Raw genomic sequence first — 16100 nt, forward strand, 5'->3', positions numbered from 1 at the left:
GGATGCCGGGCCGTCACTGGGCGATGTCGAGGCGCAGCACGGTCGCGCCCCTCAGGTAGACGTGCTGCATCTCCGACCGCGGCCGGTCGGTCTCGACGTGGGCCATGAGCCGGACCACCCGCGGCAGCGCGTGCGGCACGCTCAGCTCACTGGCGCACATCAGCGGCACGTCGGTGAAGCCGAGCTTGCGCGCGGCCAGGGCGGGGAACTCCGCGGTGAGATCCGGGGTCGCGGTGAAGATCACACTGATCACGTCGTCGGTGGTCAGCCCGTTCCGGGCCATCAGCTCGGAGACGAGCTCGGCGGTCGCCTCCAGGATCTGGTCCCGATCGTCGGCGTCCACCTGGATGGCTCCCCGTAGGGCGCGTACGGCCACTGGTCTCTCTCCTTCTGGTCTTACAGGCCCACGGCTTCGTACAGCGCCGCGACTTCCTTCTCGGTCAGCGCGCGCACCCCGCCCGGCTTGAGCCGGCCGAGGGCGATCGGGCCGAAGTTCGTGCGGGCGAGCTTCCGGACCGGGAAGCCGGCCTTGGCCAGCAGCCGGCGCACGATGTGCTTGCGGCCCTCGTGCAGGGTGACCTCCACCAGGGCGCGCCTGCCGGTCTGCTCGACCAGTTTGAAGTCGTCGACCTTGACGATGCCGTCCTCCAGGTCGACGCCCGCGCGCAGCCTGCGGCCCAGGTCGCGCGGGATGGGTCCGGGGACGTCGGCCAGGTAGGTCTTGGTGACGCCGAAGGAGGGGTGCATCAGCCGGTGGGCCAGCTCCCCGTCGTTGGTCAGCAGGAGCAGGCCCTCGGTGTCGGTGTCGAGCCGGCCCACGTGGTAGATCCGCTCGGTGAGGTCCTCGACGTAGTCGATCAGCGTGCGGACGCCTTTGCCCGGGGCCATGGTGCTCTCCACCCCGACCGGCTTGTTCAGCGCGAAGTAGCGCAGCTCGTGCCAGGTCTCGATCTTGCGGCCGTCGACCTGGATCTCGTCCCGGCGCGGGTCGACCCGCTCGCCGAACCAGCTGACCACCCTGCCGTTGACCTTCACCCGCCCGTCGGCGATGATCTGCTCGCAGGCGCGGCGGGAGCCGATTCCGGCGTCGGCCAGGACCTTCTGCAGGCGTACGCCCTGCTCGTCCTGCTGACCGGTGGTGGTGCTCATACGGGCATGTCCTCGATGTCGGTGATCTCGTCGGGCAGGTAGGGCGCCAGCTCGGGCAGCTCCTCCAGGGAGTTCAGGCCCAGGCGCTCCAGGAAGTAGGCGGTGGTGCGGTGGAGCAGCGCCTGGGATTCGGGGTCCTGCCCCGCCTCCTCGATCAGGCCGCGCAGGGTGAGGGTGCGCATCACCCCGTCGCTGTTGACGCCGCGGATCGCCGAGACCCGGGCGCGGCTGACCGGCTGCCGGTAGGCCACGACGGCGAGGGCCTCCAGCGCGGCCTGGGTGATCCTGGCCTGCTGGCCCTCGGTGACGAAGCGCTCGACCACGGGCGCGCAGGCCTCGCTGGTGTAGTACCGCCAGCCTCCGGCGATCTTCCTCAGGTCGAAGCCGCGGCCCTGCGCGCGGTACTCCCCGGCCAGTTCGGCCAGGGCCGCGGTGATCCGGGCGACGGGCTCCTCCAGCAGCTGGGCCAGGGTCATCTCGGAGACCGGCTCGTCCACGACGAGCAGGATCGCCTCCAGGGAGGCCTTGAGCGGCGGCTGCCCCTCACTCACCACGGTCCTCCCCGTCTTCTCGTCCGTCCCCGCCGCCCGGTCCGCCGGCGGGCGGGGCCCCGGCGAACTCGTCCGCGAGCCTGATGTCGCCCTCCTCGCTGCCCGTCCATCCGACGTGCAGCTCGCCCAGAGGTTCGATCTGCTCGAACGACACCGCCTGCTCGCGGTAGAGGGTCAGCAGCGCCAGGAACCGGGCGACGATCTCGTGGACGCCCTCGCAGTCGGAGGTCAGCGCGCGGAAGGTGGCCTTCCTGAGCTTGCGCAGCCTCTCCACGAGGATAGCGCCCTGTTCCTCCACACTGGCCTGCGGCGTGTACATATGAGTGACCGAGACGCCGGGCGGGGGCGGCTTGGGCTGGAAGACCTTCGCGGCCAGCCTGGCGAACTCCTCGGGCCCCAGCCCCAGCAGCACTTCGGGCAGCAGGTTGGCGAACCGCGGCTCCATCGGCACCATCCGGGGGTACCGCCGGGCCTCGACGGCCATCAGGCCGGAGAAGAAGGCGCTGACCTCCTTGTAGGCCCGGTACTGCAGCAGCCGCGCGAACAGCAGGTCCCGCGCCTCCAGCAGCGCGAGGTCCTCCTCGTCGTCGACCTCCCCGGAGGGCAGCAGCCGCGCCGCCTTGAGGTCGAGCAGCGTGGCCGCCACCAGCAGGAAGTGGCTGGCCTGGTCCAGGTCCCACTCCGGCCCGTGCGAGCGGATGTAGGAGATGAACTCGTCCGTCACCCGGTGCAGGGAGACCTCGGTGATGTCCAGCTTGTGCTTGGCGATCAGCCCGAGCAGCAGGTCGAACGGCCCCGAGAAGACGTCCAGATGCACCTGGAACCCCTGCGGCGCCTCTTCCTGTACCTGCGCTTCCTCCACGTCAAAAGCCTAGGGGATCGGCAGGATCAGCCGAGTTCCTTCCAGCGCTGGATGACTTCCTTGGCCAGCTCGCGGTAGTGGTTGGCGCCCATGGACGACGGGTCGAACGTGGTGATGGGCTCGCCCATGACGGTGGCGTCGGGGAAGCGCACGGTGCGGTTGATCACCGTGTGGAAGACCTGGTCGCCGAAGGCCTGCACGATGCGCTGCAGCACCTCGCGGGTGTGCAGGGTCCGCGAGTCGTACATGGTGCCCAGGAAGCCGTCGATGGTCAGCGTGGGGTTGATCCGCTGCTGGACCTTCTCGATGGTCTCCATGAGCAGGGCGACGCCGCGCATGGCGAAGTACTCGCACTCCAGGGGCACGACGACGCCCTGGCACGCGGCCAGCGCGTTGATCGTCAGCAGGCCGAGGGACGGCTGGCAGTCGATGAGGATGTAGTCGTAGTGCTCGACCGCCGGCTTGAGCTTGCCCGAGAGGATGTACTCGCGGCCGACCTCGTGCACCAGCTGGACCTCGGCCCCCGAGAGGTCGATGTTGCTGGGCAGCAGGTGCATGTTCTCGACCGAGGTCTCCAGCAGGATGTCGTCCCACTCGGTGTCGTTCTCCAGCAGCATGTTGTGGACGGTGACGTCCAGCTGCCGGGGGTCGCCCTGGCCGAGGCCGACCGACAGGGCGCCCTGCGGGTCGAAGTCCACCAGCAGCACCCTGCGCCCGTGCTCGGCCAGCGCCGCGCCCAGGTTGATGGTCGTGGTCGTCTTTCCGACGCCGCCCTTCTGGTTGCAGATGGCGACGATCCGGGCCGGACCGTGCTGGAGCAGGGGATCCGGGTCGGGAAAAGTGGGGACGGGTCGTCTCGTCGGACCCAGCGCGCTTCCGGGCTCGGTGGCGATCGCAGCCGAGAGCACGCTTTCCGCGCCTGTGTCAGGCATGTTCGAACCTCCCCGACGGCGAGGAGATACCGTCGATGCGGGGACTCTAAGCGGGTCGGGACTCCACGGCAACACGACACACGGTCAACACCGGTGTTCAAGCACGTGCGCGGGGGTGCGCTGTGGCGTAGACCTCACGCAGTAGCCGGACCGTCACGAGCGTGTAGACCTGTGTCGTGGTCACCGAGGCGTGCCCGAGGAGCTCCTGGACCACTCTAACGTCCGCGCCCCGCTCCAGAAGATGGGTTGCGAAGGAATGGCGCAAAGTGTGCGGGGACACGTCCTTCAGCCCCGCCCGCTCGGCGGCGGCTCCCAGCACCATCCAGGCGCCCTGCCGGGACAGCCGTCCGCCCCGGGCGTTGAGGAACAGCGCGGGCGTGCCGCGGCCCGCCCCGACCAGCTGGGGACGGGCCCGGACGCGGTAGGCCTCCAGCGCCCGCACCGCGTACCCGCCGATCGGGACGATCCTGACCTTGCTCCCCTTGCCGGAGACCCGGACGGTCCCCTCGTCCAGCTCGACGTCGTCCAGGTCGAGGCCGACCGCCTCGGAGATCCGCGCGCCCGAGCCGTACAGCAGCTCCAGCAGCGCCCGGTCGCGCAGGCCGCGGGCCGTCTCGTCCCCCGCCGCGCCCAGCAGCCGCTCCACCTCCCCCAGGGAGATCGCCTTGGGCAGCCGCCGGGGCGCCGACGGCGGCCGCACCTCGCGGGAGGGGTCGGCGTCGGCCAGCCCCTCCCGGAGCGCGAACCGGTGCAGGCCCCGGACCGCCACCACCGCGCGGGCCGCCGAACCGGCCGACAGCGGGGCCCGGTCGGCGTCGCCCTCGCGCAGGGAGGCCAGGAAGCCCTGGACGTCCTTCTCGCCGATCAGGGCGAGGTCTCCGACCCCCCTGCCGCGCAGGTGCTCCTGGTACCGGCGCAGGTCGCGCCGGTAGGAGCTGAGCGTGTTCACGGCCAGGCCGCGCTCGACCGCGAGATGCCCCAGGTAGGCGCCGACCGCGGCTTCGAGAGTGCTCATGTCGGGCCGAGCCTAGGCTTCGGCCGCCTCCTTGTCGCGTAGATCATCCAATCCCCGGGTCCGCGCCGCGTGCAGCGCCAGGATCGCCGACACGGCGAGGGCGTTGTGGATCTCCCCCGCCAGCACCTTGGCGACCGCATCCTCCAGCGGCACCCACACCACCGGCATGTCGGCCTCCTCGTGCACCCGGACGAAGTCGATCTCCTCGTCGGGCACCCGCTCCAGGTCGCGGGCGAGGAACACCCGGACCCGCTCGTCGCTCATGCCGGGGGTCTGGAAGGTGTCGATCAGCGTGTGCCAGGTGGAGGCCCGGTACCCGGCCTCCTCCAGCAGCTCCCGCTCGGCGGTGCGCCACAGGGGCTCCCCCGCCACGTCCCGCAGGCCGGCGGGCAGCTCCCACAGTAGGTGGCCGACCGGATGCCGGTACTGGCGCAGCATCAGGATCCGGCCCCTGCCGTCGAGGGCGATCGTGCCGACGGCCCCCGGGTGCTCCACGTACTCGCGGCGGACGGGCTCGAGCCCGTCGCCGGCCGGCATGAGCACCTCGTCCTCGCGGACGGTGATGATCCGTCCCTTGAAGTGCTCGGCCGAGCCGGTCACCTGCCAGCTCTCCGCAATGTCCTGGACGTCCATGCGCCCATCCTGGGGCATCCCGGGGGCGTCCGTCACCTCTGGTGCGCCAGGGCCGCCGCCACCAGACCCGTGAAGAGCGGGTGGGCGTTGGTGGGCCGGGACCGGAACTCGGGGTGCGCCTGGGTCGCGACGAAGAAGGGGTGCACGTCGCGCGACAGCTCGACGTACTCCACCAGCCTTCCGTCCGGGGACAGGCCGCTGAAGACCACTCCGGACTTCTCCAGGTCCGCCCGGTAGGCGTTGTTGACCTCGAAGCGGTGACGGTGGCGCTCGGAGACCCGGGCGGCGCCGTACAGCTCGCGGACCAGGGAGCCCTCGGCCAGGTCCGCCGGGTACAGGCCCAGGCGCATGGTGCCGCCCAGGTCCCGCTCGCCGGAGATCACGTCGAGCTGGTCGGCCATGGTGGAGATCACCGGATGTTCGGCCTTCTCGTCGAACTCGGTGCTGTCGGCGCCGGCGATCCCGGCGAGGTTGCGGGCCGCCTCGATGACCATGCACTGCAGGCCCAGGCACAGGCCCAGGGTCGGCAGCCGGTTCTCGCGGGCGTAGGTGATCGCGCCGACCTTGCCCTCGATGCCGCGCACCCCGAACCCGCCGGGGATCAGCACGCCGTCCACGCCCTCCAGCTGGGCGCGGGCGCCCTCGGGGGTCTCGCAGTCGTCGGACTTCACCCAGCGGATCTTGACCTTGGCGTCGTTGGCGAACCCGCCGTGGCGCATCGCCTCGGTGACCGACAGGTAGGCGTCGGGCAGGTCGATGTACTTGCCGACCAGCGCGATCTCGACCTCGCGGGCGGGCTCGTGGACCCGGCGCAGCAGGTCGTCCCACACGCCCCAGTCGACGTCCCGGAACGGCAGGTCCAGGCGGCGCACCACGTAGGCGTCCAGGCCCTCGGAGTGCAGGACCTTGGGGATGTCGTAGATGGAGGCGGCGTCCACGGCCGAGACCACGGCCTCGCGGTCGACGTCGCACATCAGGCTGATCTTGTTCTTGATGCTGTGCGAGACCGGGCGGTCGCTGCGCAGCACGATCGCGTCCGGCTGGATGCCGATGTTGCGCAGCGCGGCGACCGAGTGCTGGGTCGGCTTGGTCTTCAGCTCCCCGGACGGGCCGATGTAGGGCAGCAGCGACACGTGCAGGTAGAACACGTTGTCGCGGCCGATCTCGTGCCGGATCTGGCGGACCGCCTCCAGGAAGGGCAGCGACTCGATGTCGCCGACGGTGCCGCCGACCTCGGTGATCACCACGTCGATGTCCGGGCCGGCCATGCCGCGGATCCGGTCCTTGATCTCGTTGGTGATGTGCGGGATGACCTGCACGGTGTCGCCCAGGTACTCCCCGCGCCGCTCCTTGGCGATCACGTTGGAGTACACCTGGCCGGTGGTGACGTTGGCGCTGCCGTGCAGCTCGGTGTCGAGGAACCGTTCGTAGTGGCCGATGTCCAGGTCGGTCTCGGCTCCGTCGTCCGTGACGAAGACCTCACCGTGCTGGAACGGGTTCATCGTGCCCGGGTCCACGTTGAGATACGGGTCCAGCTTCTGCATGGTGACCCGCAGCCCGCGCAGCGTGAGCAGGCGTCCGAGGCTTGAGGCGGTGAGGCCCTTGCCCAGACTGGACGCGACCCCCCCGGTGACGAAGAGGTGTTTGGTGGCGCGCGTTTTACTGGAATCTGCGAGGCGCAAGAGCGGTCTCCCGTGGTCGTCGTGCGGCGGCGGGAGCCGCCCTGTCCACGGGGTACCAGAATAACAGCAGCTCAGTATCCGTTCGTCATCATCCGATCACCGGGTATTCATTCGGTTCAGCCCGGGTAACCGTTCCGGCTGGAATCGGTCATGGTCGCCCCGACCTCGCTCAGCGCGGCGTGGTTGTGCAGGGGCGAGGACGGCATGATCACCCGCAGCTGGCGGGTGAGCTCGTCGATGAGGCTGCGCGCCTGATCCGCGGCGTTGCGGGCGGCGTCGCGCTCCTGGGACAGCGCGCCGAGCTGGGCCCGCTGCTCGGTGACGGCCTCGGCGAGCTGGTCGACCCAGGCGTCGCGCTCCTTGATCTTCTCCAGGGCGGCGTCGCGCTCGGTGGCGATCTGCCGGACCGCGGCCATCGCCCCGTCCCGCTCCCGGGTGAGCTGCTCGGTGCGCGAGCGCGCCAGCGTCGCCTCGGACTCGGCGCGGGCCTTGTCCTGGGTCGCCGACTCCCTGGCCGCGTCGGCGGCCTTGGCCTGCTCCATGGCCTGCTGGGCGGCCTCCACGGCGTTCTGCCGCTCCGCCTCGGCCACTTCGGTCCTGCGGCGGGACTCCTCGGCCTGGCGTCCGGACTCGGCGGCCTGGCGGTTGGCCTCCGCCGCCTGGCGGCGCGCCTCCTCCGCCTCCTTGGCGGCGGTGCCCGCGGCCACCTGGAGGGCCTGGGCGGTGTTCTCCGCGTCGTTGAGCGCCGCGCGCACCGAGGCCAGCTCGGTCCTGACGGTCTCCACCGCGCGGGTCAGCTCGCCGATGCGCTCCTCGGCGGCGCGGCGCGCGTTGCCCGCCTCCTCCAGCGAGCGCAGCGCCTCGTCGCGCGCGGCCTGCACGTTGTCGTGCTGGGTGACGAGCTGGCGCATCGCCGCCTCGGTCTCGCCGACCCGGCGCTCGGCCTGCTCGGCCCGGGTGCGGGTGCGCTGCACCTCGCTCCAGGCGGTGGCCGCGTCCCGCTGGGCCTTCTCGCGCTCGGCCTGGGCGGAGGCGAGCTGGTTGGCCGCCTCGCTCTGCACATCGGTGATGCGCCGCTCGCCCATCGACAGCGCCTCGCCGAGCAGCTCGGCCATCTGCTTGAGCTTGTCGACGAGGTCCCATCCGGGAAGGGTGTGGCCCTCTCCCTGCTGCTGCCCCTGCTGACCCTGCTGCTGGCCGCCGGTGGAGACCGGCAGCGAGGCGGGGTTCAGGAGTTCTCGGGGCGCCTGCGCCGGGGAAGGCGACCATGACAAGCCACCGGGCTGTGCGGTGCGCTGGCCGCCTGATCCGTTGAGGTCACTCACGGTAAAGACTCCATCAGGGGGTTCATCACGACGTCGTTTAGGGGAAAACTCTATTGCCGACATGGGGGAATGTCTCCCCCGTGCCACAACGCGAACACCGTCTCCCTGCGCTCCCAGGTACTGACAGAATGTCAGAACATGGAGCTGCGCAGTCTGTATCCGCCGATCGAACCCTACGATTCAGGCCTGCTCGAGGTCGGAGACGGTAACCGGATTTATTGGGAAGTCTGCGGCAATCCACAGGGCAAGCCTGTGGTGATGGTACATGGCGGGCCGGGCGGAGGGTGCGTTCCCGACCACCGCCGCCAGTTCGACCCCGCCCGCTACCGCATCGTCCTCTTCGACCAGCGCAACTGCGGCCGCAGCCTGCCGCACGCCGCGGACCCCGCCGTCTCCCTGGAGCACAACACCACCTGGCACCTGGTGGCGGACATGGAGCTGCTGCGCGGGCACCTGGGGATCGAGCGCTGGCAGGTCTTCGGCGGGTCCTGGGGCAGCACCCTGTCCCTGGCCTACGCCCAGACCCACCCGGAGCGGGTGAGCGAGCTGGTGCTGCGCGGGATCTTCCTGCTCCGCCCGTTCGAGCTGTTCTGGTTCTACGAGTACGGCGCCTCCCTGCTCTTCCCCGACCTGTGGGAGCGCTACCTGGAGCCGATCCCCGAGGAGGAGCGGGAGAACCTCATCGAGGCCTTCTCCGCCCGCCTGAACGACCCGGACCCGGCCGTCCACCTGCCCGCCGCGCGGGCCTGGTCCACCTGGGAGGGCGGCACGGCCTCCCTCCGCCCGGACCCCGACCTCGTCGGCCACTTCGCCGAGCCGGAGTTCGCGCTGCCCTTCGCGCGGATCGAGAACCACTACTTCGTGAACGGCGGGTTCTTCGAGTCCGAGGACTGGCTGCTGGACAACATCGACCGGATCCGGCACATCCCCGCGGTGATCGTCCAGGGCAGGTACGACCTGTGCACGCCCATGGCGACCGCGTGGGACCTGCACAAGGCCTGGCCCGAGGCGGAGTTCCACATCGTGGACGACGCGGGGCACGCGTTCGACGAGCCGGGCATCCTGCACCGGCTCATCACCGCGACGGACGGCTTCGCCGGCACCTGACGGACCCCCTCGACACCGGACCGTCATGACCCGTTGGTCCGGCGGCGGTCCGGCGTACTCCTGGCGGGGAGACAACTGAGGCGTCCCATCACCTTCCCGAGGGAGACCCCCCGATGGAACGCCGTACTTTCATGCGCTCCGGCGTGCTCGCCGCCGGAATCACCGCCTTCTCGGGCTCTCTGGTGCGGGGCGCGCTCGCCGCCCCCGCGCAGAACGCCACCGGCCCCTACGGATCCCTGCTGGCCGCCGACGCCAACGGCATCCAGCTCCCCGCCGGCTTCACCAGCCGGGTCGTCGCCCGTTCCGGCCAGGTGGTGTCCGGAACCTCCTACACCTGGCACAGCGCCCCCGACGGCGGAGCCTGCTTCGCCGACGGGAGCGGCTGGATCTACGTGTCCAACTCCGAGGCGTCCAGCTCCTCCGGGGGCGGCGCCTCCATGATCAGGTTCGACTCCGGCGGGACGCCGACCGCCGCCTCGCGCATCCTCGGCGGCACCAGCAACAACTGCGCCGGCGGCAAGACGCCCTGGAACACCTGGCTGTCCTGCGAGGAGATCAGCCTCGGACGGGTCTGGGAGACCTACCCGTTCGGCGGCACCGCGGTGGCCCGGCCGGCGATGGGCCGGTTCAAGCACGAGGCGGCCGCGGCCGACCCGGTCCGGAAGGTCGTCTACCTCACCGAGGACGAGACCAACGGGCGCTTCTACCGCTTCGTCCCCACCACCTGGGGGAACCTGTCGTCCGGGACGCTGCAGGTGCTGGTCGCGGGCTCGGGCACCTCTGGTTCGTTCAGCTGGGCGAACGTGCCCGACCCGGACGGCTCGCCGACCGCCACCCGCGGCCAGGTCTCCGGGTCCAAGTCCTTCAACGGCGGCGAGGGCTGCTGGTACGCCGACGACACCGTGTGGATCACCACCAAGGGCGACAACCGCGTCTGGCAGTTCAACCTGGGCAGCAGCACCTTCGAACTGGCCTACGACGACAACCTGGTCACCGGCGGCTCGGCGCCGCTGACCGGGGTGGACAACATCACCGGCTCGTCCTACGGGGACCTGTACGTCGCCGAGGACGGCGGGAACATGGAGATCAACCTCATCACCGCCGGCGACGAGATCTCGCCCTTCCTGCGGGTGACCGGGCAGAGCTCCTCGGAACTGTGCGGCCCCGCGTTCAACCCGGCGGGGAACCGGCTGTACTTCTCCTCCCAGCGCGGGACGTCCGGCTCCTCCAGCGGAGGGATCACCTACTGCGTGACCGGGCCTTTCCGGACCTGAGGCTTATCTCGAAAAGGCCGCAAACCGACAAGACCCCCGCAGCCAAAGGCTGCGGGGGTCCTGCGCACGCTTGAGTGGATCAGATCCCGCGGACGTTCTCCGCCTGCGGGCCCTTCGGACCCTGGGTGATGTCGAACTCCACCCGCTGGGCCTCCTCCAGGTTGCGGTAACCGCTTCCCTGGATGGCACTGAAGTGGACGAAGACGTCCGGGCCGCCCTCATCCTGAGAGATGAAGCCGAAGCCCTTCTCACCGTTGAACCACTTGACGGTGCCCTGCGCCATACTGCACTCCTGGGTTGTAACTCCAGGCCCACACTTCGTGAACCTGCGGCCGCCGCGAGAGTCCCCCGTAAATGAAGAAAGCCCACGGAAGTGACCTCCGCGGGCAATCGAACACTCGATCAGGCGAAAGAACAGCTACGACCACTGCTCAAGGTAGCACATCGAGAACTCCCGGTGTCCATACCCGATCATTCAAGGGCGCTTCAATTTCTCCCGAACGTCGTTCGGTATGGTGTGCGCAAAGCACATCAGGAGGTATCGGGTGGTAGCGGCGATAGCCGGCCTCGGGATGACCGAGCTGGGCAAGGTTTACGGGCGCAGTCCGCGCCGGCTGGCCGCGGACGCGGTGCGGCTGGCCGTGGCCGACGCCGGGATGGAACTGACGGACCTGGACGGGCTGCTGGTCAGCCACGGCATGGGCGGCTCCCCCGGAATCGAGCTCGCCTCGGTGCTGGGGCTGCGCGACCTGCGCGTGCTCAGCCTGATGCACGCCTTCGGCGCCACCGCGGGCGCGATGATCGCCCACGCGGCGATGCTCGTGGAGAGCGGGGCCGCCTCGGCGATCGCGTGCGTGTTCGCCGACGCGCCGCTGAAGCCCAAGCAGTCGGCCGGAGCGGCCTACGACCGTTCGGCCCGCGAGTACTACGGCTACTCGGGCATGACGGCCTCGCAGGGGTTCCGCAGCGTCAACGCCTACTACGCGCTGGCCGCCCAGCGGCACATGGCGCGCTACGGCACGACCAGCGAGCAGCTCGGCGCGGTCGCGGTGTCCACCCGCCAGTGGGCCACCATGAACCCCCTGGCCCAGATGCGCGACCCCATCACGCTGGAAGACCACCAGAACTCGCGCTGGGTCGTGGAGCCGCTGCACCTCCTGGACTGCTGCCTGGTCTCCAACGGCGCGATCGCGGTGCTCGTCACGGGCGCCGACCGCGCGGCCGACCTCGCCCAGCCCGCCGTGCACGTCCTCGGCTGGGGCCAGGGCCACCCGGGCAACGCCATGGAGAGCGGCAGCGGGTTCGGGCTGACCACCGGCGCGGCGATCTCCGGCCCGACCGCGATGAAGATGGCCGGGGTGACCGTCTCGGACATCGACCAGTGCCAGATCTACGACTGCTACACCTTCACCACCCTGGTGACCCTGGAGGACTACGGGTTCTGCGCCAAGGGCGAGGGCGGGGAGCTGGCGGCGTCCGGCGCGCTGGGCCCCGGCGGGCGGCTGCCGACCAACACCGGCGGCGGGCAGCTGTCGGGCTACTACATGTGGGGCATGACCCCGGTCTCCGAGGCGATCATCCAGGCCCGGGGCCAGGGCGGCGAACGCCAGGCCGAGCGCAACGAGGTGGTCCTCGTCAGCGGCAACGGCGGCATCCTGGACCACCACAGCACCCTCATCCTCAGCCCGACCCGGCCGGGCTCGGGCGCCGGCGCGAAAGCAGGACGGTGACGCGATGACCATCAAGCGAGACGGGCGCTCCGACGCGTTCTTCGACGGCGCCGTGCGAGGTGAGCTGGTCATCCGCAGGTGCGGCGAGTGCGGCAGGTGGTACGCGCCGGACGCCACGGGCTGCACCGGCTGCGGCGCCCAGAAGCTGGAATGGGCGACGGCCGAGGGCACCGGCGAGCTGGTGAGCTGGGCGGCGGTGCACAGCCGCGGCGGCGGCGAAGCCGCGCGCATCGGGCTGGTGGAGCTCCCCGAGGGGCCCTGGCTGCAGACGGCGCTGGCGGACGTGGACGCTCCCGCCGAGGGGCTGGCGCTCAAGGCCCGCTTCACGCCGCAGGAGGAGGGCGAGCCCCTCCTGGAGTTCGTCCCGGCCTGATCCCCGCTCCGCGTTTCGCGCCCCCGCCCGCCCTTCGGGGACCGGCGGGGGCGTTCTCGTCGGACGGCGGGGGCTCTCCGCGCCAAACCGAATCAGATTCGGTATGGTCTGGGGTATGAAGACCGACGTCTGTGATCTGCTCGGGATCGAGTTCCCGTTGTTCGCGTTCAGCCACTGCCGTGACGTGGTCGCGGCCGTCACCAACGCCGGCGGGTTCGGCGTGCTCGGCGCCGTGGCCTACACCCCTGAGCGGCTGGAGGAGGAGCTGGCCTGGATCGACCGCGAGGTCGGCGGCCGCCCCTACGGGGTGGACGTCCTGGTGCCCGCCAAGATCGACGCCTCCGCCCGGGAGGGCGGCGACCCCATCGCGGCGATCCCCAAGGAGCACTGGGAGTTCCTCGCCCGGCTGTTCGAGAAGTACGGCGTCCCCGTGCCGGACCTCGCCGGGAAGAACGCCGCCAGGGCGGCCAGGAGCGGGGCGCGGGGCGTCACCGGGGCCGGGGCCACGGAGCTCATCGACGTCTCGCTGGCCCATCCGATCAAGCTCATCGCCAGCGCGCTCGGCACGCCTCCCCCCATCATGGTGGAGAAGGCCAAGGCCGCCGGGGTGCCCGTGGCCGCGCTGGTCGGCACCGTCGAGCACGCGCGGCGCCAGGTCGCCGCCGGGGTCGACCTCATCGTCGCCCAGGGCGGCGAGGCCGGCGGGCACACCGGAGAGATCTCCACGATGGTGCTGGTGCCCCAGGTCGTCGACGCGGTCGCCCCGATCCCGGTGCTGGCCGCCGGCGGCATCGCCTCCGGCCGGCAGATCGCCGCGTCCCTGGCGCTGGGCGCGTCCGGCGTGTGGACCGGCTCGGTGTGGCTCACCACCGAGGAGGCCGAGACCCCGCAGACCGTCAAGCAGAAGATGCTCGAGGCCACCGCCCGCGACACCATCCGCTCGCGCTCGCGCACCGGCAAGCACGCCCGGCAGCTGGTGTCCGCCTGGACCGAGGAGTGGGAGGGCCCCGACTCCCCCGGCGCGCTGCCCATGCCGCTACAGATGATCGTCGCCGAGGCGGCCATGCGGCACCTGACCAAGCACGCCGAGGCCGGCAACGAGGGCGCCCAGCAGCTCGTCAACTACTTCGTCGGCCAGTGCGTCGGCATGATGAACAGCATCAAGCCCGCCAAGCAGGTCGTCTACGACATGGTCGAGGAGTTCGCCGACTCCCTGGAGCGGCTCGCGGCGCTGTCGCCCTCCGACGACTGAGCGCTAACGCCACTGGTTGAGCTGGCGGCCCGGTCCCGCCTGGACCTGCCGGGTCACCAGCTCCGCCAGCGCCGTGTAACCGGCGGCGTTCGGGTGGTAGCTGTGGAACTCCGCCTTGAACGCCTTGAGGTCGACGTCCAGGCCGTTCACGTAGGGGGCGCCGGTGCCCACCTCGTGCCCGGTGAAGGCGCTGTGCACGTCGATGAACTCCACCGAGCCGGGAGCGCCGAGCCGGACCAGCTCCTGGTCCGCGGCCCTGACGACCTCGTGGATGAGGTCGTTCAGCTCCCTGCCCTCGGCGTTGAGCCAGCGCTGGTCGTCGACGCCGAGGTTGTCGAGCGCCTCGCCCTCCCGCTCGCCGAACAGCCTGGGGTAGCCGAGCACGATGATCCTGGCGCGGGGCGCCCGCTCCTGCAGCTTCCGGACGATCCCGGCCAGCGCCTGCCGGAGGGCAGGCTTGCGGGCCTCCAGCGCGGCCTCCTGATCACGGCATCCGCCCGACCAGGGGAAGGTGAGGATGCAGCCGGCCAGGACCTTGGTGAAGCCCAGGTCGTTGCCGCCGATGCTGAGGGTGATCAGGCTGGTGCCCGCGTCGACGTGCTCCACCTGGGGAGGCTCGCCCGCCTTGGACTCGAAGAAGTGCTCGGTCCGGGCGCCCGAGCAGGCGAAGAAACGGGTGCCCCCGGCGAACTCGAACGTTCTGGAGACGGCGTGGACATAGCTGCGGGACGTCCGGTGGCAGCGGTTCTCCGGAGACAGGTCGTCCGGGAGCGCGTAGGCTCCCTCGCCGGAGGAGAAGGAGTCGCCCAGCGCCACATACGCGCCCTGGGAGGCGACCTCCAGCGGAGTGAGCGGCAGCCTTCCGGGAAGAGCCGCGGCCGGCGCCACGGGCGTCCCGGACGGGCGGTCGCAGCCGACGCCGAACGTCCGGCAGCGCACCCGCTCGGAGACGAGCGGCACGGACAGGCCGACGAGCACCACCACGAGCAGAAGCAGGGCGAGCAGGCCGCTCGTTCTCCCTCGGGCCCAGACCTTCATCCCACCCCCGCAGGCACTGTCATCCGGCTTCTGACGACTTTAGAGGAGGGTCCCGGTTCAAGGAGGAGGGTCCGGCAAGGGCGGGATGCCGCCACGACTCCTCGCATACTGACCATCCGGTATCCGGACGGCACGCCGCGAGATGTCCGCCCGACAACCGATTTTCGACACAAGTGATGATCTAGTGAGAAAAATTCTCTTCCTGAGAGATAAATCCTCGATATTTCGGTGTAACTTCCTGACACCGGCTCCGGCCCCCTGCGACACTGAGGGCCACCGAACGGTGACAGGGACGTACGTGCCCGAATCTGCCCTGAAGACCGACGATCCTCATGAAGGCTGTCCAGTGACCCTCACGGAGAGCGACCTCTCTCGGCGGCTCGACGACATCCATGCCGCCACCCTCGGCGTGTTCCGCGACGTCTCCGACCGCGGACCCGACCACGAGGAGATCGCCGCGCTGGCCGACGTCGACGGCGAGGCGCTGCGCCGCCGCTGGCCCGGCCTCGACGACCTGCTGGTGGAGTCCCTCGCCGCGCTGCTCCCCGCGCCCGAGGACCCGGGCGACCTGGGACTGCGCGCCGAACTCCGCGTCCTCATCGAGCACCTGGCCCGCGAGCACGCCGAGCACGGCGAGATCCTCGTCCGGATGATGGCCCTGCTGTCCACCAACCCCGACCTGGACCGGGCCTTCCGGTTGCAGATCATCTACCCCCGGGTCGAGTGCGTCCGCCGCGTCTTCGGTCGCGCCGTCCTGCGCGGGGAGCTGCGCCCCGACGCCGACCCCGGCCTCGTCTTCTCCCTCGTCCCCTCCCTGCTGAGCTACCGCACCATGCTCCGCGACCCGGCCCCCGACCCGGCCCTGACCGACCGCCTCCTCGACACCGTCGTCCTTCCCCTCCTCCTTCGCTGACCGCCCGAATCCGCGCCCGCCGGGAGGTCCGTTCCGGTCGGCCACCGGTGCTCCCGAGATCTCCGATCCGTTCGGGGCGGTCGACCCGCCCGGCCACTGGTGCTGCCGGAGCGTCCGTCCCGTTCGGGCCCCGCGGAACTCCGGGGCCGCCGGACGTGACGGATTCGACTGGTCCGTTCGGGTGTTCGATCCGTCTGATCCGTGGGGCCGACAGAGGCCGTTCCTTCCTCCGGTCCGGAGGCGGGTGCGGGCAGCGGGCCCGAG

Annotated in this window: 17 protein-coding genes; 6 read left to right on the forward strand and 11 right to left on the reverse strand. The window is 70.7% G+C overall.

The genetic code is table 11. From position 1 onward, the window contains the following. Positions 1-13: 13 nt before the first annotated feature. The 9 genes from aroH to ABD327_RS24370 form a co-directional block, all read right to left on the reverse strand. A complete protein-coding gene (gene aroH / locus ABD327_RS24330) occupies positions 14-376 on the reverse strand; it encodes a chorismate mutase (protein ID WP_344453007.1) in 363 nt (120 codons plus the stop codon). A gap of 20 nt (positions 377-396) precedes the next feature. Continuing rightward, complete coding sequence (locus ABD327_RS24335) at positions 397-1149, reverse strand: pseudouridine synthase (protein WP_344453009.1); 753 nt, start codon at positions 1147-1149, stop codon at positions 397-399. Beyond that, positions 1146-1700: an SMC-Scp complex subunit ScpB gene (gene scpB / locus ABD327_RS24340; protein ID WP_344453010.1), complete on the reverse strand. Its 555-nt coding sequence runs from the start codon at positions 1698-1700 to the stop codon at positions 1146-1148. Before scpB ends, ABD327_RS24335 begins: the two co-directional genes overlap by 4 nt. Continuing rightward, positions 1693-2562 carry a segregation and condensation protein A gene (locus ABD327_RS24345; protein ID WP_344453011.1) on the reverse strand — a complete coding sequence of 290 codons (870 nt, stop codon included), beginning with the start codon at positions 2560-2562 and terminating at the stop codon, positions 1693-1695. The genes scpB and ABD327_RS24345 overlap by 8 nt, the downstream gene beginning before the upstream one ends. 26 nt (positions 2563-2588) lie before the next feature. Then, complete coding sequence (locus ABD327_RS24350; RefSeq protein ID WP_344453012.1) at positions 2589-3494, reverse strand: ParA family protein; 906 nt, start codon at positions 3492-3494, stop codon at positions 2589-2591. Positions 3495-3591: 97 nt separating this feature from the next. After that, positions 3592-4509, reverse strand: a complete 918-nt coding sequence (gene xerD / locus ABD327_RS24355; protein WP_344453013.1) for a site-specific tyrosine recombinase XerD — start codon at positions 4507-4509, stop codon at positions 3592-3594. Between the two features lie 12 nt (positions 4510-4521). After that, positions 4522-5142 carry an NUDIX domain-containing protein gene (locus ABD327_RS24360; protein ID WP_344453015.1) on the reverse strand — a complete coding sequence of 207 codons (621 nt, stop codon included), beginning with the start codon at positions 5140-5142 and terminating at the stop codon, positions 4522-4524. Between the two features lie 32 nt (positions 5143-5174). Next, the gene (gene pyrG / locus ABD327_RS24365) at positions 5175-6824 is read right to left on the reverse strand and encodes a CTP synthase (RefSeq protein WP_344453017.1); all 1650 of its coding nucleotides are present in this window, start codon (positions 6822-6824) and stop codon (positions 5175-5177) included. A 116-nt stretch (positions 6825-6940) separates the two neighbouring features. Continuing rightward, complete coding sequence (locus ABD327_RS24370) at positions 6941-8149, reverse strand: coiled-coil domain-containing protein (protein WP_344453019.1); 1209 nt, start codon at positions 8147-8149, stop codon at positions 6941-6943. Between the two features lie 144 nt (positions 8150-8293). Here ABD327_RS24370 and pip point away from each other — a divergent pair, with 144 nt between their 5' ends. Next, complete coding sequence (gene pip / locus ABD327_RS24375; RefSeq protein ID WP_344453539.1) at positions 8294-9256, forward strand: prolyl aminopeptidase; 963 nt, start codon at positions 8294-8296, stop codon at positions 9254-9256. Between the two features lie 113 nt (positions 9257-9369). Continuing rightward, positions 9370-10530, forward strand: a complete 1161-nt coding sequence (locus tag ABD327_RS24380) for an alkaline phosphatase PhoX (RefSeq protein ID WP_344453020.1) — start codon at positions 9370-9372, stop codon at positions 10528-10530. A gap of 79 nt (positions 10531-10609) precedes the next feature. Here the strand turns inward: ABD327_RS24380 and ABD327_RS24385 are convergent, their stop codons facing one another. Next, complete coding sequence (locus tag ABD327_RS24385; RefSeq protein WP_106398580.1) at positions 10610-10813, reverse strand: cold-shock protein; 204 nt, start codon at positions 10811-10813, stop codon at positions 10610-10612. Between the two features lie 262 nt (positions 10814-11075). Here ABD327_RS24385 and ABD327_RS24390 point away from each other — a divergent pair, with 262 nt between their 5' ends. The 3 genes from ABD327_RS24390 (at position 11076) to ABD327_RS24400 (ending at position 13885) form a co-directional block, all read left to right on the forward strand. Beyond that, entirely contained in the window at positions 11076-12260 is a 1185-nt protein-coding gene (locus ABD327_RS24390; protein WP_344453021.1) for a thiolase family protein, read from the forward strand. A 4-nt stretch (positions 12261-12264) separates the two neighbouring features. Continuing rightward, positions 12265-12633 (forward strand): Zn-ribbon domain-containing OB-fold protein, encoded by a 369-nt coding sequence (locus ABD327_RS24395; RefSeq protein ID WP_344453023.1) that lies wholly within the window; start codon positions 12265-12267, stop codon positions 12631-12633. Between the two features lie 115 nt (positions 12634-12748). Further along, entirely contained in the window at positions 12749-13885 is a 1137-nt protein-coding gene (locus ABD327_RS24400; protein ID WP_344453024.1) for an NAD(P)H-dependent flavin oxidoreductase, read from the forward strand. Between the two features lie 3 nt (positions 13886-13888). Here ABD327_RS24400 and ABD327_RS24405 read toward each other — a convergent pair whose 3' ends face one another. Beyond that, entirely contained in the window at positions 13889-14923 is a 1035-nt protein-coding gene (locus ABD327_RS24405; RefSeq protein WP_344453025.1) for an SGNH/GDSL hydrolase family protein, read from the reverse strand. A gap of 346 nt (positions 14924-15269) precedes the next feature. Here ABD327_RS24405 and ABD327_RS24410 point away from each other — a divergent pair, with 346 nt between their 5' ends. Continuing rightward, complete coding sequence (locus tag ABD327_RS24410; protein ID WP_344453026.1) at positions 15270-15836, forward strand: TetR-like C-terminal domain-containing protein; 567 nt, start codon at positions 15270-15272, stop codon at positions 15834-15836. The last annotated feature ends 264 nt before the right edge of the window (positions 15837-16100 follow it).

The organism is Actinocorallia aurantiaca, assembly GCF_039533685.1.
Lineage (GTDB): Bacteria > Actinomycetota > Actinomycetes > Streptosporangiales > Streptosporangiaceae > Actinocorallia > Actinocorallia aurantiaca.

Coding starts and splice junctions, on each gene's coding strand:
- ABD327_RS24335 (WP_344453009.1), bottom strand. CDS start 1,149: ATGAGCACCACCACCGGTCAGCAGGACGAGCAGGGCGTACGCCTGCAG.
- ABD327_RS24350 (WP_344453012.1), bottom strand. CDS start 3,494: ATGCCTGACACAGGCGCGGAAAGCGTGCTCTCGGCTGCGATCGCCACC.
- xerD (WP_344453013.1), bottom strand. CDS start 4,509: ATGAGCACTCTCGAAGCCGCGGTCGGCGCCTACCTGGGGCATCTCGCG.
- ABD327_RS24360 (WP_344453015.1), bottom strand. CDS start 5,142: ATGGACGTCCAGGACATTGCGGAGAGCTGGCAGGTGACCGGCTCGGCC.
- ABD327_RS24380 (WP_344453020.1), top strand. CDS start 9,370: ATGGAACGCCGTACTTTCATGCGCTCCGGCGTGCTCGCCGCCGGAATC.
- ABD327_RS24385 (WP_106398580.1), bottom strand. CDS start 10,813: ATGGCGCAGGGCACCGTCAAGTGGTTCAACGGTGAGAAGGGCTTCGGC.
- ABD327_RS24395 (WP_344453023.1), top strand. CDS start 12,265: ATGACCATCAAGCGAGACGGGCGCTCCGACGCGTTCTTCGACGGCGCC.
- ABD327_RS24400 (WP_344453024.1), top strand. CDS start 12,749: ATGAAGACCGACGTCTGTGATCTGCTCGGGATCGAGTTCCCGTTGTTC.
- ABD327_RS24405 (WP_344453025.1), bottom strand. CDS start 14,923: ATGAAGGTCTGGGCCCGAGGGAGAACGAGCGGCCTGCTCGCCCTGCTT.